Genomic DNA, 18906 nt, shown 5'->3' on the forward strand with positions numbered 1-18906 from the left:
GCGTCCAGGGCGTCGTCGTCACGCGTGACTCGGCCGCCGCTGGCTGGCGGGTGACCGATGTCAACGCCCAACGGGAGCGCACATGCTGATACCAAGCGCGAGCGATCGTTGTCCTACGAAGCGAATTCAGGCAGAATGCCTGCCGCAAATGCCCGATTCGGCGTGAAGCTTGTGGCGATGGCCGAGCGTTCGACCTGGCCGCCTTCCCGGAGGTTGTGCGCGTCTTCACCGAACAGGCTGCCGCGGCCGACGAGATCCAACGCGCAGCGCGCACGGCCGACGAACTGGATGTGCTGGCAGTCCGGGGGCTGGGCCTGATCGGCCTGAACGACTCGCTGTTACGTAGCTCCTTGACTCGAGCAGATGGCAAACGCCTGCGTCTGCGCGTGCTCCTCCTCGATCCCGAGTGCCCGGCGCTGGCCGACCGAGCAGCGGAGATCGGTGAATCCGCAGAGAGCATGGCCAACGGAGTGCGTCTCACCGCGGCCCGGCTCCGCGATCTGACCGACGTGTGTGACGTTGAGATCCGTTGGTACCGGTCGCTCCCCACATGGCGTCTGATCCGGGTCGGGAAGGTCGTGTATGTGTCCGCCTTCGACTCGGGCTGGGAGGGCCACGAATCGGCGCTGTACAAGGTCATGGAGACGCCATACGGCCCCCTGTACAGGGGGTTTCGCCGTATGTTCAACGGACTCATGGATGAAGGCGCGCTGTTGCCCGCCTGAGTGGGAGGACACCTGATGATCGAGGCAGAGCTGAAGGCCCGCGTGCGCGACCCGGAACACGTCCTCGACGCCTTGGAGAAGCTGGCGGCCGGACGCCCCGAGGTCTACCAGGACACGTACTACGACGATCCCGAACGCACGCTCACGGCCGGGGACCGCGAGCTGCGGATCAGGACCGTACACGGAGCCGAAACCATCTCGATGATGACGTACAAGGGCGCGCGGGTCGACGAGGCGTCCGGATCGAAGCCGGAGCACGAGACGCGCGTCGAGGACGCTGCCGCCGCTCATGCCGTGCTGCGTGGACTCGGGTACACGCCGACGATCGAGTTCGAGAAGCGCTGCCGGAACTACGACCTCGAGCGGGACGGCCACCGGTTGCTCGCCACGCTCGTGCGCGTCCCCGAGTTGGACGAGACGTTCATCGAGATCGAGACCCTGGTCGAGGCCGACCACCAGGTCGCGGACGCCTTGGCCACAGTGCGGGACGTGCTGGAGAGTCTGGGGATCGGTGACGATGCGTTGACCACCGAGCTTTACACGGACGCTGTGGCCGCCCGGCGCTCCGATGGGCGATAACCCAACCGATGGTCAGATCGGAATTCTCCGTCGGGGAGGGGGCTTGCGCTCGCTCGGAATGCTGTTCCGGATGATGCACAGGGGTGATCGGGATGGCTTTGGTGCACGTCACCGTTGCCAAGCTCGCAACACTGTCAACGGAATCGATCTTGAAAAATTGCTTCGACGCAGGTCAGAGGCATGATTCACACGTGACGGTCCGACCAGGCTGAAGGCTTCCATCGCCCACACCGCCCGGCGGCCGGCGCGGTGACGGGACTGACCGCGAACGGGATGATCCCGATGGACACCTGCGGATACGTCATGACGGCGAGCAAGTGGGTGAGTTGCCCGGACATCCCCTGGGCGTCCGCGGTTCGATGGTGCGACACCGCCTCCTCGGGCAGGAACGCGAACGTACGCCGTCCGGGACGCTGCATGATCCGCGATCGTTCCACCCGCGCCGCGGCGGCTCGCTCGGAGTCGTCCGGTACGCCCCGGAACCGCGAGAGGGTGGCGAACAGCGATTGCGCGTAGTCGTGTGTCTGTAGGGTTCCGGGCACCATGTCCGAGGCGTAGGTGCGGAACGTCCGGGTGCGTTCGTACAGCGGTAGGTAGGAGTTCTGGAGGCGGGTCAGCCCTCCGCGTTCGCGGCGCTTCCACGACGAGTACATCTACCTCGACCGTGAACATCGCGGCCACGAGGTCGTCGACCTGGTCCTGTGGTGCCACAGACGCGACACCACACCCGGATGTCGTTCACGCTGGGCAGCGTCGTCGCGGTCAGGAGCCGCGACGACTTGGAAGCGTGCCATCCGGCGGCTGCGGCCACCTTCACTCCGTCCAGGCCGGCGCGGAGCATTACTTCCTTGAGCCGGGCCGCCAGTGTCTCACGGGCATGCTGCGCGGCCGAGGACGGGGACTTGGCCATGATCGAGACGGTGGTTCAGACCTTGAAGTCCTCGTGTGGGGTACCGCGATGCCATAGCCGGTCGAACGCGCCTGCGTAGAGCCCCACCAGGTCCGGGTCGTCGTCGAACTCGTGACCGAGCCATCCGCCGTCGCCGTCGAAGTGGTGCAGGAGCACCCGCTGCCCGTCCAGCACCCAGAAGTCCAGCGCGGGCAGCAGCAGTTCCCGGGCATCGGCTCTGGGAAGCCACCGATCCAGTTCCCCGGCGCGCACGTTGGCCGGGGTACCGGCGTATTCGAACTTCGCGTACTCCGTGACCGGCGTGGAGACGACTCGGAGCCGCCGTGCCACCACGCCGCGCGCGGTCGCCCGCGCCATCGCCTCGCAGAACGGCGACCATCGTTCCTCGTTGCGCGCGGGGTCGCGGTCCCTTGCCAACCACGCCGACCAGTCCTCGTCCTCGTGGGAGACCGCGTACGCGTCGCGCATCTCCATGTGCACTGCCGAGGAACGGCAATCGTCCAGCAGCGCCGGGTAGTCAGGCTGATCCGGAGACCAGGCCGTCAGCGATGTCACATGCCCTCCGTACCGCGTCTACCGTCCAAATCGGCAGCCGCACCACCGATTCACTCTCGGGGATGCCCCGTCTCCAAGCAGCCCGCGAGGATGTCCGCCGGTGCGTCCCAGCCTCGCACGACCAGTTCCCCGGTTCGAGTGTCGACTCGCACCGCCGGCGCGGTAGCCGAGTCGGTTGCGGGAGCCGGGTTGCACCGCTCCGCGATGTCACACGCCGTCCGCACGCCGTGCGTCATACGTGCGGGCAGTCGGACGATCGATTCCCCTTCACGAACGGGCTCGGTCGCGTGTCCCGGCAGGGCGTTCCAGCCCTGAAGGATCAGTTCCCCGGCGTCCCGTTCGACCCAGACGGTGGGGCAATTGCCATCCCGGGTATCCGGGTCGATCGCCACGAACTCCAGGTGCATCCTGATCCCCCGATCGGCGGATGTACACGATGTTCTGCACGATCCTCCCTGCGGACGAATCCAGGCAACCCGGCACAGTCGTTATCTGCAGCTTCGTCCGATTGGGGTGGTGGTAATGAGAATCTCTTGATTTTTGGAGATCCTTATCACGGCGGAAGGCAGCGTATCGAAGTGGTGTGAGCGCGGCACGAAACCGACGGCCGAGGCGACGGCGGCCCCCGGAGTCGAATGCGAGCGTCCCGGAACCTTGACGGCCGGCTGGGCGGCCGTCCGGAGAAGACGAAGCATGCGTCATCCCGGACATGACGGGGTGGCGCGAGGCTCACCGGACGCGGATGTGCGTTGACTGGGAGGCGGGGTTGGCCCGGACTTCGAACCCGTGCCCTCAGGCGGGAGTTACGACCCGGCAACCACCGATCAAAGTCGGCCGGCGGGCGCAATCAGTACGTGCGCCATCGGAAGTTCCCAAGCGGGAGGGGGCGATGATCCGAAGCCCGGCCTGGTGGTGGCTCGTTACGAGGCGCCGCCGTGGAGTCGGCTGCGTTGCGCGTTCGTAGCTCAACGGTTGAGTGTCGGCGGCGGCGGTGAGAGGCGCTGGCGAAGCCCACGCACCAGATCGCAACGTCCCTCCGCACAGGCAGGCTCCATGCGCTTCCCGCGTTCACATTTCACAGTGCGTAAAGCTAGATAAAGTGCCATTTTGCATGTGCGTGATCCTCCTGGAAGAGACTTGAAGTCGTCACGGGTCTGGGACCAGCGACACCTCCTCGATACGTTGTGTGATCGGATCGTCGGGGAGGGCGTGTGAGTCGGAGTAGGGGAACAGCCGCGATAGCCATGCTGCTGTCGGTGGTGGCCGTGGCAGGGTGCGGTGGGGCGGACGAGTCCAAGCCGAAGCCCCGTCCTTCGTCGGCTCCGCCATTGAGCCCAGTCCCACACACGGCGAGTGCCGAGGATGCGGCACGAACCCAGGTTCTCGAGGTATACGACCGCTTCAGGACTCTTCAGGCGGCGTTGGAGGGCGGCGACCCGCTTGACGAAGGAGCTTTGGCCAAGGTCGCAACGGGCCGTGCCGCCGCACTCCTGCGTGGCGTGGTGACCCAGGTCGACAACGACGGGGTGGTGGTGCGCGGGCCGCAGGGGGTGAAGGCCCCGAAGGTGGTGATGACAGTGCTCACCGGTACGCCGCCTTCGGTCACGGTGGAGGACTGTATCGACACCAGTCAACGCGTCCCGGTCTACCGAGACACTGGTAAGCCGTTCTCCGTACCCACGCAGTCGCCCAGGTACGTCAAGACCTTCATCGCCCAACAGCCGAGCGCCGGAGGCTCTTGGGTGATCGCGGACATGCGCTCGGAAAGGGATCGCACATGCTAACCAACCGAGTCATAACGGCTACGGCGCTCATTTTGGTGGCCGGCACCGCTCACGCCTGGGCCGCTACCCCGACACCTCCGCCGCTGCCGCCTGGTGTGGACATCGAACTGGGCGGTGACGGCAGTGAGTTGAGCTTGGGAGCCGCTACCTCCGGAAAACCACCTGGGAAGCCTTCGGGTGGGGGTTCGACGGTGTCGGCGGGGACGGGTACCGGGACGGCTCCGGTGGCGGTGGATCCTAAGGACCCGGACGACACGCAGTGTCCGGGGGCGGCGCGCGTTTTGAACGTGACCCAGTGCATGGGCAGCATCGATCCCAATCCCGGCGGTGGCGGTAACGTCGTCCCGCCGCCCACTCCGGCCGAACTCGGAGCCCAGGCCTCCGCCCAGATCCCCCTGGACGCGCCTGCGGTGCACCTCACCCCCGGCCCCGGAAAGACCGGTTTGGTCGGACTGCCCACGTGGTTGTGGGTCGATGCCACTCCGGCGGCGTGGGGTCCCGCGACGGCGACCGCAGCGGTTCCCGGGTTGTCGGTGACCGCGACGGCTCGGGTCGACCGCATCACCTGGACGATGGGTGACGGCGCCGTCGTCACCTGCACCACCCCGGGCACGCCGTACAGTCCGGCGCGGGGTGCGCATCCCAGCCCTGATTGCGGACATACGTACACGCGACCCGGTGTTCATGTCGTCACCGCCACCACCCATTGGAGCATCACGTGGGCCGGTGGCGGACAGACCGGCACCCTGGCCGCCACTCGCACCACCACGGTCGGCGACATCCGTGCGGGCGAGATGCAGGCGCTGACGTCCTGACGTGCCCACGAGCCAGGGCCCTGGCCAAGCGCGGGCATCCGTCGGTGCCGTGCCCATACCTTGAACCTATACGTTCACCTCTCCGGGCCAACGTCATTAATGGGATGATTCGCTTGATAACGTCGCCTTCACCAGGAGTCGTTGGCCCAAGGGTTGGCTCAAAAGCGAATTCAGGCAGGGACCTTGCCTCAATAGCCCGATTCGCATCACGAATCGGCAAAGCCTCCAAGAACCTGCAGGTCAGCAAGTGAAGTCCCCACGCAGGTGGGGGTGAGCCGTCCATCCGGCGCATCCTGCCCTCCCTCAACGGGAAGTCCCCACGCAGGTGGGGGTGAGCCGTCTCGCTGCGCTCCTCGGACCTCTCCTCGCTGGAAGTCCCCACGCAGGTGGGGTGAGCCGGACGCCGTGCTCGACGCGGACGCCACATCGGAGAAGTCCCCACGCAGGTGGGGGTGAGCCGGCGGACGCCTGATGCCGTCCAGTGATGGATTCGAAGTCCCCACGCAGGTGGGGGTGAGCCGACGACGACCGGGAGCGGATCGGTCACTCGGGCGAAGTCCCCACGCAGGTGGGGGTGAGCCGTGGCGCACCGAGTTCAGCGCGGACTCGATCGCGAAGTCCCCACGCAGGTGGGGGTGAACCGCCACTGCCCCACGACGTACTACCGCTCGCGTCGAAGTCGCCACGCAGGTGGGGGTGAGCCGGTTGCCTCTATCGTGGTCCCGGTCTTCCTCCAGAAGTCCCCACGCGACGTGGAGCACGCCATTCGAGGCCGGGGCGAACGGCTCCCCACCCCGGTCGCGACCCGGGTACGGTGTGTGATCACAACCGACCGAGGGGGACACGTGGGACGGAGCACGGCCACGGCCGCGATAGCCGTGGTGCTGCTGGCGGTTGCCGGGTGCGGCGGCGATGACGACGGCGACACGACCGCGGCGCGCACTACCCCGCCACCGGCACCACCGTCCAGCCAGGCAGTGCCGGCGCCGAGCCCCGAGGAGGCGGCGCGGACGCAGGCGCTGGAGGTGTATCGACAGTGGCGGGCTCTCCAACTCGCGGTCGACGCGGGTGACCCGCTGGACGAGGCGACGGTGTCGCGGCTGTCGACAGGGCGGGCTGCGGAGCTCATTCGGCAGATCGCCGTCGACACGGCCAAAGATCGGATCACCACACACGGGCCGGACGGGGCGCTGACACCTACGGCGACCGTGGCCCTCGCACCGCCGGTCCCCACGGTGACGATCGTGGACTGCATCGACATCAGCCGCCGGTACGTGACCAAGGCGGACGGGAGCCCATACACACCACCGCCCCAATCGCCCCGGTACCGCAAGACGTTCACCCTGACTCAGACCACAGGTCTGTGGCAGGTGTCGGACATGCGTTCCGAACGGGACCGCACATGCTGACCCGCCTGGGCATCACCGCTGGTGTGCTGTGGTTGGGCGCGTCACCAGCCGCCTTTGCGGCGGACACCCCACCGTCGAACCCCCCGCCACGCCCACCGGGCGTGCAGGTGGACGGGCGAAGCGTCGCTCTCGAAGTCGAGACCGATGGATCCGGCGGATTCGGGGGTACGGGATCCACCGGTACCGGCGGCACCGTCCCGGCCGGAACGAACTCGTCTGTCCCGGCTCCGGTGGATCCGAAGGACCCCGACGACACCCAATGCCCCGGTGCGCCCACCGTCCTGAACGCGGAACTGTGCAGCGGCACGATCGACTTCAACCTGCCCGGCGGCGCCCCACCACCACCGACCCCGGCCGAACTCGGCGCCCGCGCCTCCGCGCAAATCCCCCTCGACGCGCCCACCGTCCACCTCACCCCCGGCCCCGGCAAGACCGGCCTGGTCGGACTGCCGACCTGGCTGTGGGTCGACGCCACCCCCGCCACCTGGGGACCGGCAACCGCCACCGCCGCAGTACCCGGCCTGTCGGTCACCGCGACCGCCGTCGTCGACCGCATCACCTGGACCATGGGCGACGGAGCCGTCGTCACCTGCACTACCCCTGGCACGCCGGCCCGCAGCGCGCAGCCCAGCCCCGACTGCGGACACACTTACACGCGACCAGGCGTCCACACCGTCACCGCCACCACCCACTGGACCGTCACCTGGGCTGGCGGCGGGCAGACCGGCACCCTGGGCGCAACCCGTACCACTGCCGTCGGCGACATCCGCGCGGGCGAGATGCAGGCACTGACATCCTGACTCGCACTCAGGCCACGTCCCCGACGGTGCGGGCTATTTGTCCGCCGGTGCCGTGCCCGTACCTTGAACCGACATACCCATCCACGCGACCAACGCCGTGAACAGGATGAACCATTCGATAATGCCGCCCTCTGCGAGGAGTCGCTCGCCCGAAGCGAATTCAGGCAGAGATCTTGCCGCAATGGCCCGACTGAGATCACGAATCGGCAAAGCCTCCACGAACCCGCAGGTCAGGAAGGAAGTCCCCACGCAGGTGGGGGTGAGCCGACCGCCATCTGTTGGGTGCCGGGGTCGATGAAGAAGTCCCCACGCAGGTGGGGGTGAGCCGCCGCGTGAACCTCGGCGTCGGGCGCCTTGGCGGAAGTCCCCACGCAGGTGGGGGTGAGCCGCCGGTGGTGGGTGCCCGCATCCCCAGGCTTCGGAAGTCCCCACGCAGGTGGGGGTGAGCCGGCGGCCGGTCAGGCGGTGGTCCGCACGATCGGGAAGTCCCCACGCAGGTGGGGGTGAGCCGTGAGTCTCGATGGCATCACGTAGTGAGCAGAGGAAGTCCCCACGCAGGTGGGGGTGAGCCGTCGCGGAGCACGATGTCCCGTTGCTCGCGCGCGAAGTCCCCACGCAGGTGGGGGTGAGCCCCCGTGTTGACGTGGATGATCCCGCCGAAGTGCGAAGTCCCCACGCAGGTGGGGGTGAGCCGTGCGTCGGTCGGATGATCACCGCCGCCGGCCGGAAGTCCCCACGCAGGTGGGGGTGAGCCGCCCAGCTTCAAGGTCGGCGAGCAGTGTGATGGCCGAAGTCCCCACGCAGGTGGGGGTGAGCCGACGTTTCTGGCCGAAGGCGTCGCCAGGGCGCGGAAGTCCCCACGCAGGTGGGGGTGAGCCGTCCGACAAAGGAGACGCCCTCCTCCTCGCCGGGAAGTCCCCACGCAGGTGGGGGTGAGCCGCAGCTCTTGCGCAAGTTCAGGCCGCGGTGGCGGAAGTCCCCACGCAGGTGGGGGTGAGCCGCGAGAGCTCTCCGACCAGGAGATGGCCGACATCGAAGTCCCCACGCAGGTGGGGGTGAGCCGGCGAGCGCACGTGTGATGCCCTCGTGCCGCTGGAAGTCTGGCTATGACGGTTCCCAGCGGCCCCACTCGGACGGCTCGAATTGGCCCCAGATGGTTGACGCTTCAAGGACGGTCTGAAATGGCCCCACCCCTTGACCTGGGCGGACACCCGCTGGGTGGGGCCAGTTCGAGGCGTCATCGAACATCTGTCGGCGCCAGGTGGAGCCATCCGGGTGGGGCCAACTCAAGACGTCATAGCCAGGAAGCCCCCACGCAGGGGGGTGAGCCGGAGCGCGCCAAGGCCGCTGCTGCCTCTCCGGGAAGTCCCTACGCGAGTGGGGGTGAGCTAACGAACTGGCTGCATTGCGCCCCGACTCCGCCCCGGGTGGCGCTGGTCCGCGCGATCGCCGGGCGCCTGACTCGCTGCGGCTTCGTCGCCGACGACTCGGTCATGCGCCGCCGTTACACCGGCCGCATGACCACGGTCCCGGCGGAGGATTTCGATGAGGCACTCGCGGGCGAGATACCGCTTGGACCGCAGGCGCCGGGCAGGCACTGATTCTGCTTGGTTGCGAGTGGTATCAAAGACTCGGAGGGCCCCACGTCGCTTGGGGCCCTCCGCTGTTCTATCGGTCGAATTCGCCGTCGTGGACACCGCGTAGAAATGCCTGCCACTCTTCGGCGGTGTACCTCTGTATTGCGCCCACGGGATCGGCTGGATTCCGCAGAGCCATGGCGCCGCCCTCCAGTTCCGCTATCTCGATCCGATCGTCCGCTGAGGATCCTGGGGCCGTGAGCCACACCGCGCCAGTGAGATCTTGCGCGTAGAGGTCCGACTTCGCGCTCATGCTGTGACCAAGGTGCCGGACTTGAGGGCTCCCACGAACGCCGTCCACCCCGTCGCTGAGACGCGGCTCGCGGGCAACTCGATGTTCTTCGAGTCTCGGATCGCAACTGCGGGCAGCGCTGGGAGTTCAGCGATCTCCACGCACTGGTCGTTGCTGGCGGTGTAGCTGCTCTTGTACCAGGTGGCACCGTCCAGCGGGGCGCTGTACAAGTTGTTCGGGTTCATACGGTCAGTTCCCTCTCGACACTCGTGATCAGGTTTCGGCTCTCCTCCGGCGAGAGAGCCTTCGCGGCCAGGTTCGTGTAGAGCCGGTTGACGCGCCGCAGGTCCATGGGCTGGTCCAGGAGGACGCTACCGGCCACGGATTCAGCGAACGCCACGTCATCGACGCCTTCGGCGAACTTGAAGATGTTGAAGCTGCCGCTTTGTGTTCCGTTCTCCCCGCCTTCCCAGGGGATGATGCGAAGGCTGACGTTGGGCAGTTCGGTGACTTCGAGCAGATGCCGAAGTTGTCGTTGCATCACATCCAGGCCGCCGACGTGGAAGCTCAGGGCGGCTTGGGTGATCACGCAGTCGAGGTGGAGCGGGTTCTCGCCGGTGAGTCGCAGTTGCCGAGCCATGCGGATTTCGACGAGTCCGTCGATCTGATCGGGTCCGAGCGCCGCGAACCCGGAGCCGGTGACCGCGAACGCGTACTCGCGCGTCTGAAGGTGAGCGGGCAGCAGAACGGATTGGTAGTCGAGTCGGTGCGTGGCGTCCTCTTCGAAGCCAAGTACTCGGTCGTAGTTCTTGGACAGCAGATCGCCGTACCGTTTCCGATACCAGGGGACTTGGCGCTTTCGGGCGATAGTCAGCAGCTCGTCCAATCGATCCCGGAGCGTGCCCTCCACCTCGTACAGGGCGAGGAGCCTTGCGAACATCTCCTTGGAGCAGGTGCGGTCGCCACTCTCGACGCGTGTGACCTGCGACTGGCTGCTGTCGACCTCCACGGCCACCTCGTCAGCGGTAAGGCCTGCTCGCTCGCGCTGTTGGCGGAGTTCTTTGCCGAGTTCACGGCGTGCGACCTGCGGGCTCATTTCGACGGCAGCCATGGCATCTCCATCCGATGTGACCTCACGACGGTGGTGTATGCGCACAGCATTCCGGAGGCAAGGGCAGGCTACCTGCTCGGCTCCCCATTGGAATGAAGTTGGCATGATGCCAGTCATAGGCTTGACGTGAGACACCTTGGGCTCCACAGTGATTTCCAGTCACCGTCTGCATCTTCATGATCACGAGACGGCTTGTCCGCGATGCCCGTGCGACCCGCAGGGAGAAGCGCATCATGGAACTGCCCGCTCAACGACTGGACCTGCCGAGAACCGAGTTCTCCGCCAAGAACGCCCGTCTGCACACTCGCGAAGTGTGCGTTGCCGTGGGTGCGCCGCCCGACGATCCTCTCTCCGTGGTCGTCGAGCTGGTCACCAACTCGTTCAAACACACCACCAGCGGACCTATCACGCTGTTCTGGTGGGTCGAGGACGGTCACCTGCTGTTTGCGGTATCGGACGACAAGTTCGTGGTGCTGGCCTGGAACACGCCCCACCCGGAGCCCGATGCCAACGCGGAGGACGGACGTGGGCTGAAGATGGCCATGATCCTGGCGGACGAGCTGTCCTACGGGCCCACCCCGGCCGGTGGCAAATGGATCCGGGCCGCGTTCGTCCTCCCGGAAGCCGCCGACCTCGACACGCTCGCCAAGCGGCAACTTGTTTCCCTGACGCGCCCCTCCTGGCACGACGCTGCTCCCGTGGCGTCGTACAGGCGCGCAACGTCGACAGCTGACACAACCAGCCGCCAAGACCGGATTCCGCCCATAGCGGTTTCGCGCACCGCGTGGCCTGAACCGCCACACGCTTCGTCCCCGACCCCAGCGACCAAGGCGACCTCACGTGCACGCATTCTTCGACGCCGACCCGTCCCCACGCCGGGCGTTCACCGCCTATCCCCGGCGCGCGGCAGGCGCCGTCGTCGTCGTGCGGTGGGTGTGGCTCGCCGACGGCCGGTGGTGGTTCAGGGATCGGCTGGAGCTCGACAGCCGCACCGTCGTCCAGGCTCTCGCGTACTGCGAGCGAACGCACATGCACGACGCCGCGCTCGCCCTCTTCGAGGCCGCGTCCCTTCTCCCCGGTCTCGGTCCGGCGGCGTTGGACGCGGCGATCAGTGCCGAACTGGGCGAGGATCACGCCCAGTTCGCGCGAAGTGATGTCGAAGGCACGACGGGCACGATCCGCTTCACGCATCTCTGAGTGACCTCGGCGGTGCCACCGGATGCCGCCATCTTTCCCGGCACAGGTTGACGCTTCGCCGCCTCCTGCGCCGGGTTCGGGCCGCGCCTTCACCCCTCAGCGCGGCCGGTCGGACGCAGGTCGCCGTTGCGGGCTGGTGTCCAACCCCCAGTTTCTCCTTCGCCCCGATCCCTGCGTTCGCCCCCGCCTGCAGGGAGCCGGGGTCCGGAGCGCCCGTACGGGGATCCACGGCACTCCGACGGCGGGTGGTGGGCCTCTCGACGGAGAACGGAGATTCGTCTGCCACCCGCGAACACCCCAAGCCCACCCACCGTTCGGAGGATTTCCCGATGGCCAAGCGCCGCCGTCCCCAGGGCGAGGACGTGCTCACGCGTAGGGGGCCGATCCCTTTTCGGTCCGAGGACCCGTACGTCATGCAGGATCGCCTGACGCACGCGGTGAGCCGAAAGCACCGGAACGTCGGCGATCGATGCGCACGCTGCGGCGTCGCGTGGCCGTGCAAGCCGGCCTCCAACGCCGCGGCGGTGATCGCGGCTCTCGGGATCGTTCCCGTGGACAACGCGCCCCGGGTTTGGTGGCCCGCGTCGCCGAACGCGCCCGTGGGGCGGGTCTGGACCCTGCCGCTGACGCTGTGGCAGACCCTGCGGGCGGACCTCGACACGGCGCTCGACAGTCAAACCGACGCCTGGGACCTGCCCCGGACACCCAGTTCGCGCAGGCGCACGGTCGCGGAGACGGCCTTCGCCGTCGTCGACAACACCAAGGTCACCGGACTCGCTCTCGCCCTGATCCGCACCGGCCCCGAAGACGAACCCACCGGCGCCGGGCTGTGGCTGATGCCCGATCACGAACTCCCGTCGGCGCAACGGGCGATCGACTGGCTGCGCGGTCTGCGTCGGGCGTGGGACAGCGGTGCGCCCGTCGCCCACGATCCGGCTCGTCTGCCGCTTGTGGGAGACCCACCGGCCCGGCGTCGTCTGACCGCGCCCGTCTGGACCCCACCTCCCGTGGCCGGGTGAGGGGGATGCGCAGCGCGATTCCGCGTGTAGGGCATCACCGGTCTCGATTACTGCGGTTCGTCGTCAGTGTCGGCGGGCGCACGCGAACCGTCACCGCCGGGCAGGCGGTCGAGACCCTGCGCGCCGTGTATCTCGGTGTGCCCCGGCACCTGCACGCGGTGCCGGCGGCCCGCAGGCCCGGCCTGGCCGGGGTGCTTCATCAGCTGTGGCAGCAGGGCAGCGAGCGTCCCGGTCCGTGGCGGATCTTCGACCCGGGTGTGCGGCTCGCCCCCGCCTTGTGTCCCACCGTGCCGCGGCCGCCGGGTCGCGACTGGTTCGAGAGCAAGCCCCGCGCAGGAACGACACCCGCCCCTTGCTCGGCCGGGGTCCCCTTCCCGATCAGGAAACGGTAGCCGTGCACGCGCCTTCCCTCCCCATCGAACTCGACCTGGACCGGCCGCATGTGGCCCGGGTGAACAACTACCTCGCGGGCGGTCGTACGAACTTCTCCGCCGACCGCTCCCTGGCCGACGCCGCGCTCGCGGTCCACCCGCGGTTGTGGACGGCGGCCCGGGACGCGGCGCTGTTCACGGGGCGCGCCGTCGACCACCTCGCGCGGGCGGGAGTACGCCAGTTCGTCGACTTCGCGCAGGGCGTCCCGCTCGAGGGCCGCGCCGTCCACGACGTCGCCCACGCGGTCGACGCCACCTGCCGGGTGGTCTACGTCGAGGACGACCCGGTTGTCCACGCCCTGCAGAGCGCCCTGTCGAGCACGGACACCGGCCTCGTCGCCTGTGTTCGGGCGTCACCCCTGCTCCCGGAGGGCATCTGGGGGCACGACCGGGTCCGCGGGATGTTCGACCTCACCGAGCCCGTCGCCGTCGTTGTCGGCGCCCTCCTTCAGCACCTCCCGTACCGGTACGGGCCGCGTGGAGTCCTCCACCGCCTCACCGCGGGCCTGCCCACCGGCAGCCACGTCGTGATGACCCACCTGTCGGGCGACACCGGCCCGCACTCCCGCACGGCGGCGGTGGCCCGCGTGTACCGGATCCACGGCATCCCGCTCCGCCCGCGCACACGGCACGAAATCCTCGCGCTGGTGCCCGGAACACCCATCGCCCCGGGCCTCGTACCGGCCGCCCGATGGCACGCGGACCCGCGAAGCCCCGCGGCCGAGGAGGCCGTGGCCTGCTACGCCGCCGTCAGCGAACTCGACGCCTCCACGCCGGCGCGACGCATCGGCACGTGAGGGCCGCGGCGGCGACCGGACATCGCCTCGGCCGCCGGCCGGCCCGCTCTCCTCGCGCTCGCGCTCGCCCTCGCGCCGCGTTCGTCCCGGCCCCGGACGACACCTTCCGACGGCCTCTTCGCCCACCGCCCCCTCGCGGGCGTCCGTCCCGCCCTCACCTCCTTCGATCGGAGTCCCGGTGACCACCACCGCCACGTTGCCCCCGGACGTCACGAACGCCCTCCGGCCCATGGTCGGCCCCGCACCCACCGCAACCCTGATCACCGACTCCTCGCGCGTTCCGGTGTGGCGGATCACGGGCGGGGACACCGTCCTCGCCGTCAAGGTCGGCCTCGGCACCCGCATCGTCGACCGCGAGGCCGCTGCCCTCGAAGCCCTCCACGCGGTCGACCTGGTCCGCGAACGCCCCTGGCACGGTGAACACTCCACCGGCTCGTGGCCGGCGACACCCTGGTATCGGGGAGCCACCACCGAACAGCACTGGGCGTCGTTGCGAGCCCGGGGCGCCAAGCGCGGGATCATGCGCCTGCGCGCCCTGGGCTGGGCGGTCGAGCCGGCCGGCGCCGTCGCCGACCTCCACGCGAAACGGTGGATCCACGCCGACCTCCACCCGGCCCAATGCATCCACACCCCCGCCGGGGCCCGCCTGATCGACTACGCCTCCGCGCACGGCCCCCTGGGCGCCATCCCCGCCGACCTCCTCGCCGCCTACCCGTACACGACATGCCGAGTCGACTGCGCCGCCCCCGAGATCGCCTCCGCCGTTCTCGCCCGCCGCCGGCCGACGGCCACTCGCGCCGCCGACGTGTACGCCCTCGCCGCCACCCTCCGCATGTCCTGGACGGGTGAACCGGCCGTCGCCGTACGCAAGGGCTACGGCGGGCGCCCGCCGACACCGGCCCAACGCCGGCAGGCCATCGCGGACGGAGCACCCCTGTCCCGCGTCCCGAGCCCCCTCGCCTGGCCCGCGCTCGAACAAATCCTCACCCCCGCCTTGAGCATCGATCCCCTGGACCGGCCCACCGCCGCCCAACTCCACACACGGCTCGCAGACCTGCACCGGGCCGCGACCAGGGCCGCGCACCGCAGCACCCCCTCGGCCACCACGACCGACACCGGCGACGCCGTCGCGACCTCCCCGACCCAGGCGGAACGGTGAACAGCGAGTCCGACACTCGCACGCCCCCGTCTCCGCGACGCCCACGCCCATCCGCGGGCGTGCCTCCCGGACCGCACGGTCGTCGACGACCTCACCGCCGAGGCCACACACCCGGACCAACAGCCACCGACTTGGCGCGAACTCCTCACCCGCCCAGGGGAGACGGCCCTGAACACGCGGCGCGTGCTCGGCCTCGACCCGCGATCACCGACATTCGGCCAGGCCCCGCACGATCCGGCCTCACCGACACGGCGAACGCCTTCCTCGGGCACCGGCCAGGCTCGACCCGCGAACCGCCACGCTGCCGTGCCCGGCGCCCGGCAGCCCCTCGCTCCGGCCCCGCCCGGCTGCCGCACTTTGACGAGGACCGGCACTCGGCGCCCGACGAAGAAGACTCCGGCCACCCGTGGATTCCCCTGTCGGCGGCTCGGTGCCCGCGCTTCACGTTCCTCGGCTGCGCCGACACACGCTCCCTCCCGCCGCAGCCGCACCCGGCGGAGGCCCGGCAACGCGGGGGTGGCCGCGGGCGTGTGCGCCGGCCACGGCCGCCCGGCTCGCTGCGCGGCCCACGCGGGGTGGGCCCGCGCACCCCCGGCCCCACGGTTGCGATGGATGAATACCGGTGCCCCGAACCGCGCTTCGAGGCAGCCGCGACCTGCGGCGGCCACCTCCCCGGTCACCGCCCCGAACAAGGAACCCGTCGAGCGAACCCGCCGGCCCGCCGTGCCCACCACCGAGACCTCTCCCAGGAGCCCTTCGTGAACCCGACACCACCAACCGACACAACCCCGCCCGTGCCACCGCCCCCACACCCTTCGACCGTTGCGCAGCCGCAATCGGCGTCCGCCGAGGCACACCGGCGGCGCCAGTACCTGCACAACCGCATCGACGCCGTCCTGGACACCACCAGCCCCACGGCGTTCATCCGGGTCGCGGCGGACATCCTGGTCGGCCTGAGCGTCCTCGCGAAGCGGCGCGGCGTCGACTGGAGACGCGTCACCGCCCACGCCAACACCATGAAGCGGTACCGGGCGCACCCCTCCCGCACCGCCACCCGGCAGCGCACCGAAACCCCCGCCACGGCCCCCACCCCCGACTCCACCGCAGCGGGGACCCCGTGACGGCCCAACGCCCCGCCCTGCGCGTGGCGTTGGCGAGTTCACGCATCGACACCCTGGAGATGATGCGGCAGGCCTGCGCCGGCTCCGGCTTCCTGCCGGTGCTCGCCGTCGTCCCGCCGGTGCTCTGGCGGGAGCGCACCCGCGAGACGGATCCCGCCACCCGACTGGCCAAGGTACGCGCCGCCACACCCCCGGAGATGGGTGTCCTCGCCCTGCCCGCGGCCGACCTCCCCGACGCGCTGCGCCTGTTCGGAGTGGACATGGTGGTGGTGTGCGGCTACCCGACGCTGCTTCCGCCGTTCGTCGTCGACACGCTGCCCGGGGGCGGCATCAACTGCCATCCCTCGCTGCTGCCCCGATGGCAGGGACCCTCGCCCATCTCCTGGGCCCTGCGGATGGGCGACCCGCGGATCGGCCTCAGCGTCCACCGGATGAACGGCGACACCTACGATTCCGGCCCCGTCCTCGCGCAGGACACGCTGCCCTCTCCCGACGACGACTTCGACCCCGCGACGCTCCACGCCCGTGCCATCCGCAGGCTCGTGCGGGGAGTCCTACCGAAAGCCCTGGCCGCCGTCCTACGCGGCGAACCGGGAACCCTCCAGGACCCGAACGCCGCCACGTGGGCCGGGTTCATGGACCACGCCGACCGCTACCTGGACCGCGGGCAGTCACCTCTCACGCTCCACCACCTCACCCGCGCCCTGCGCTACCTCCGCTGGACACCCCACATCCGCATCGACGGCGCCTGGCACACCATCACCCGCACCAGCCCGACCCCGACGCCCACGTGCAACCGGCGCGTCGACTGCGCGAACGGCGCACCCCTATGGGTCGCCGACGCCACACCCGCGTCCGTAAACACCGCACATCCACGCATCTACACCTGAACGAAGCACCCACACCGCCACCCCTTTTTCCACAGCGCCGAGCACGCCGAACGGCCACACCGGCACGCGCCCCACCCCCTCGGCACCACACCCGTACGGGTTCATTCCCCCGACACCGACGAAAGGCCTGCCGTGACCACCACCATCGACCTGATCACCTGCAACTTCGAGAACAACGGCGGAGGCGACCGCAGGAAATGGCGGACGGCCCACGACTACTTCGCCTCCCTGCGGCCCGCCGCGTTCTTCCGGCAGGAGATGTGGGACGCCCTCGACAACGAAGGCGAACTCGCCAAGGCGGCGGAGACGGTACTCGGCATGCGCGGATGGGTCGGCAGCGGCAGTTCCACCGCCCTTTACGCCGACCCGGCCGTGTTCGAATCCCCGCGCGGCTGGAACGACCGAGGATGGCAACTGGAGCCCACCGCGCGCTCCCTGCGCCTGCGCGACACCGGCGGAGAGACACTGCCGATCATCTGCGTCTCCCACCACCTCACCTACTCCTCCTGCACCGCCAGAGCGATCGAGGGGGAGAACCTGACCCGCTTCCTCGACAAGACGCACATCACCGACAGCGGCTCCACGGTCAAGCTGCCGGCCATCCTCGGCGGCGACCGCAACAGCTACACCGCACCCATCCCCGGCGGGCCGCCCCTGCCCGCCGTCGAGTCCTTCACCGACCGGGTCCACCAGACCCACCGCTCCCGCCGCGGCCCCGACGGCACCCGCATCCCCGACACCCACACCGACCGCGAGATGCTCGCCGCCGGCGCCGAGGACGCAGCCCGCCACATCGCCCGCACCTACCGACGCATGTCCACGCTGGCCCCCACCGTCGTCGCCAAGCCCGAGCAGGGTCCCCCGGCGGCCGTCGACGGATTCTGGCTGTCGACGACACTCCTGCCCGCGCTGATCGACGTCGACGTCATCGACATGAGCGGCCTCTCCGACCACCACGCCGTCCGCGCCCGATTCCACCACGGCACCCTCGCGGACGTCCTGCGTCGCGCCGCGGCGCCACACCCCGATCGCGAGCACACCTCGGACCGGACCCGGAGCGCGACCCTGTGAGCCCGAAGGGGACGGCCCGCACCTTCCCTGTGCACCGCGTCACCGGCGTCGCGGAGCCGACCGGGCCATCCCCGCGACGAGGAGTGCTCCTGCCTCGCGGTGGCGTGGCCGTCCGGCACCGAGAACGAGGGCGATCGAAGGTCGTCGGTACGTAGCCCTCGATGGGCCCGACCTGTGGACACGATCGGGCCCGATGATGACGACGGAGTACTCGCACTTCATGCCCGTGCGCGGCCGTCCAAGAGTCGAGTTGCTCCGTCGAATCGGCGAGGGCGAGGTCGCAGTCCTCGCCCTCGCCCGGCCACGGGTGGGCGTGGCCGCCGGCGTCGAAGAGAGCGTCGACCCATTCCTGGTACAGCTGGGAGACACGGCGAGGAACTGCGCTTCGAGGTCCGCGAGTTCGAAGTGACGAAGTTCTGCGGCGGCGAGGGCTCGGAGTTCGTCCACCGTGACCCCTTCACCGGGTCGGATGATCTGACGTTTGTCCTGAAAGAAGACGGTGGCGGCAGCGCTCGATCATCGCCTCCAGGACGCCGCCGTCGCGTCGAATCCGGTGCGCCTCGTCGAGCAGGACGACGCTGTGCTCGCGGGTGAGCCCCGACGGAAGACCGGATCCCAGAGTGGCGACCAGGCACATGCTTCCCGGAGGGCTTCACCATGCCCG

Annotated in this window: 20 protein-coding genes and 2 CRISPR repeat arrays; of the genes, 14 read left to right on the plus strand and 6 right to left on the minus strand. The window is 69.3% G+C overall.

Annotated elements, in window-relative coordinates:
* Window positions 1-215: 215 nt before the first annotated feature.
* The gene (locus ACIBSV_RS45855; RefSeq protein ID WP_395873482.1) at window positions 216-725 is read left to right on the plus strand and encodes a hypothetical protein; all 510 of its coding nucleotides are present in this window, start codon (window positions 216-218) and stop codon (window positions 723-725) included.
* A 15-nt stretch (window positions 726-740) separates the two neighbouring features.
* Window positions 741-1304 (plus strand): class IV adenylate cyclase, encoded by a 564-nt coding sequence (gene cyaB, locus ACIBSV_RS45860; RefSeq protein WP_395873483.1) that lies wholly within the window; start codon window positions 741-743, stop codon window positions 1302-1304.
* A 185-nt stretch (window positions 1305-1489) separates the two neighbouring features.
* On the opposite strand, the gene ACIBSV_RS45865 is transcribed toward cyaB, so the two are convergent.
* The 3 genes from ACIBSV_RS45865 to ACIBSV_RS45875 are packed head-to-tail and all read right to left on the minus strand — an operon-like array spanning window position 1490 to window position 2769.
* Window positions 1490-1957 (minus strand): Scr1 family TA system antitoxin-like transcriptional regulator, encoded by a 468-nt coding sequence (locus ACIBSV_RS45865; protein ID WP_395873484.1) that lies wholly within the window; start codon window positions 1955-1957, stop codon window positions 1490-1492.
* A complete protein-coding gene (locus ACIBSV_RS45870) occupies window positions 1918-2214 on the minus strand; it encodes a helix-turn-helix domain-containing protein (protein ID WP_395873485.1) in 297 nt (98 codons plus the stop codon). The genes ACIBSV_RS45865 and ACIBSV_RS45870 overlap by 40 nt, the downstream gene beginning before the upstream one ends.
* A gap of 15 nt (window positions 2215-2229) precedes the next feature.
* Window positions 2230-2769 carry a DUF6879 family protein gene (locus ACIBSV_RS45875; protein WP_395873486.1) on the minus strand — a complete coding sequence of 180 codons (540 nt, stop codon included), beginning with the start codon at window positions 2767-2769 and terminating at the stop codon, window positions 2230-2232.
* Between the two features lie 1454 nt (window positions 2770-4223).
* Between ACIBSV_RS45875 and ACIBSV_RS45880 the strand changes: the two genes are divergently transcribed.
* The 5 genes from ACIBSV_RS45880 (at window position 4224) to ACIBSV_RS45900 (ending at window position 9178) form a co-directional block, all read left to right on the plus strand.
* Window positions 4224-4553 carry a hypothetical protein gene (locus ACIBSV_RS45880; protein ID WP_395873487.1) on the plus strand — a complete coding sequence of 110 codons (330 nt, stop codon included), beginning with the start codon at window positions 4224-4226 and terminating at the stop codon, window positions 4551-4553.
* 299 nt (window positions 4554-4852) lie between these two features.
* Complete coding sequence (locus tag ACIBSV_RS45885; protein WP_395873488.1) at window positions 4853-5368, plus strand: ATP/GTP-binding protein; 516 nt, start codon at window positions 4853-4855, stop codon at window positions 5366-5368.
* 249 nt (window positions 5369-5617) lie between these two features.
* A CRISPR array of direct repeats spans window positions 5618-6072; the repeat unit is 29 nt; unit sequence GAAGTCCCCACGCAGGTGGGGGTGAGCCG.
* A gap of 141 nt (window positions 6073-6213) precedes the next feature.
* The gene (locus ACIBSV_RS45890) at window positions 6214-6777 is read left to right on the plus strand and encodes a hypothetical protein (protein WP_395873489.1); all 564 of its coding nucleotides are present in this window, start codon (window positions 6214-6216) and stop codon (window positions 6775-6777) included.
* Window positions 6778-7007: 230 nt separating this feature from the next.
* Window positions 7008-7577 carry a PKD domain-containing protein gene (locus ACIBSV_RS45895; protein ID WP_395873490.1) on the plus strand — a complete coding sequence of 190 codons (570 nt, stop codon included), beginning with the start codon at window positions 7008-7010 and terminating at the stop codon, window positions 7575-7577.
* A 238-nt stretch (window positions 7578-7815) separates the two neighbouring features.
* Window positions 7816-8640: a CRISPR direct-repeat array (repeat unit 29 nt; unit sequence GAAGTCCCCACGCAGGTGGGGGTGAGCCG).
* A 364-nt stretch (window positions 8641-9004) separates the two neighbouring features.
* Window positions 9005-9178 carry a hypothetical protein gene (locus tag ACIBSV_RS45900; RefSeq protein ID WP_395873491.1) on the plus strand — a complete coding sequence of 58 codons (174 nt, stop codon included), beginning with the start codon at window positions 9005-9007 and terminating at the stop codon, window positions 9176-9178.
* A 67-nt stretch (window positions 9179-9245) separates the two neighbouring features.
* Here ACIBSV_RS45900 and ACIBSV_RS45905 read toward each other — a convergent pair whose 3' ends face one another.
* Genes ACIBSV_RS45905 through ACIBSV_RS45915 form a run of 3 tightly spaced genes read right to left on the minus strand, consistent with a single transcriptional unit; the run spans window position 9246 to window position 10557 of the window.
* Entirely contained in the window at window positions 9246-9467 is a 222-nt protein-coding gene (locus ACIBSV_RS45905; protein WP_395873492.1) for a DUF397 domain-containing protein, read from the minus strand.
* Window positions 9464-9691, minus strand: a complete 228-nt coding sequence (locus ACIBSV_RS45910) for a DUF397 domain-containing protein (RefSeq protein ID WP_395873493.1) — start codon at window positions 9689-9691, stop codon at window positions 9464-9466. The genes ACIBSV_RS45905 and ACIBSV_RS45910 overlap by 4 nt, the downstream gene beginning before the upstream one ends.
* Complete coding sequence (locus ACIBSV_RS45915; protein ID WP_395873494.1) at window positions 9688-10557, minus strand: helix-turn-helix domain-containing protein; 870 nt, start codon at window positions 10555-10557, stop codon at window positions 9688-9690. Before ACIBSV_RS45915 ends, ACIBSV_RS45910 begins: the two co-directional genes overlap by 4 nt.
* Before the next feature lie 840 nt (window positions 10558-11397).
* Here ACIBSV_RS45915 and ACIBSV_RS45920 point away from each other — a divergent pair.
* The 7 genes from ACIBSV_RS45920 to ACIBSV_RS45950 all read left to right on the plus strand — a co-directional run bounded on the left by ACIBSV_RS45920 (window position 11398) and on the right by ACIBSV_RS45950 (window position 18242).
* Window positions 11398-11754 carry a hypothetical protein gene (locus ACIBSV_RS45920; RefSeq protein ID WP_395873495.1) on the plus strand — a complete coding sequence of 119 codons (357 nt, stop codon included), beginning with the start codon at window positions 11398-11400 and terminating at the stop codon, window positions 11752-11754.
* A gap of 329 nt (window positions 11755-12083) precedes the next feature.
* Window positions 12084-12773, plus strand: coding sequence for a hypothetical protein (locus tag ACIBSV_RS45925; RefSeq protein ID WP_395873496.1), 690 nt, complete (start codon window positions 12084-12086; stop codon window positions 12771-12773).
* A 394-nt stretch (window positions 12774-13167) separates the two neighbouring features.
* Window positions 13168-14001 carry an SAM-dependent methyltransferase gene (locus ACIBSV_RS45930; RefSeq protein WP_395873497.1) on the plus strand — a complete coding sequence of 278 codons (834 nt, stop codon included), beginning with the start codon at window positions 13168-13170 and terminating at the stop codon, window positions 13999-14001.
* A gap of 178 nt (window positions 14002-14179) precedes the next feature.
* On the plus strand, window positions 14180-15160 hold the full coding sequence (locus ACIBSV_RS45935; RefSeq protein WP_395873498.1) for a hypothetical protein: 981 nt from the start codon (window positions 14180-14182) through the stop codon (window positions 15158-15160).
* A 794-nt stretch (window positions 15161-15954) separates the two neighbouring features.
* Complete coding sequence (locus ACIBSV_RS45940; RefSeq protein WP_395873499.1) at window positions 15955-16281, plus strand: hypothetical protein; 327 nt, start codon at window positions 15955-15957, stop codon at window positions 16279-16281.
* Window positions 16278-17171, plus strand: a complete 894-nt coding sequence (locus ACIBSV_RS45945; protein WP_395873500.1) for a formyltransferase family protein — start codon at window positions 16278-16280, stop codon at window positions 17169-17171. The genes ACIBSV_RS45940 and ACIBSV_RS45945 overlap by 4 nt, the downstream gene beginning before the upstream one ends.
* Before the next feature lie 132 nt (window positions 17172-17303).
* Window positions 17304-18242 (plus strand): endonuclease/exonuclease/phosphatase family protein, encoded by a 939-nt coding sequence (locus ACIBSV_RS45950; RefSeq protein WP_395873501.1) that lies wholly within the window; start codon window positions 17304-17306, stop codon window positions 18240-18242.
* The last annotated feature ends 664 nt before the right edge of the window (window positions 18243-18906 follow it).

It is taken from the genome of Embleya sp. NPDC050154 (assembly GCF_044460165.1).
In the GTDB taxonomy this organism is placed as follows: Bacteria; Actinomycetota; Actinomycetes; order Streptomycetales; family Streptomycetaceae; genus Embleya.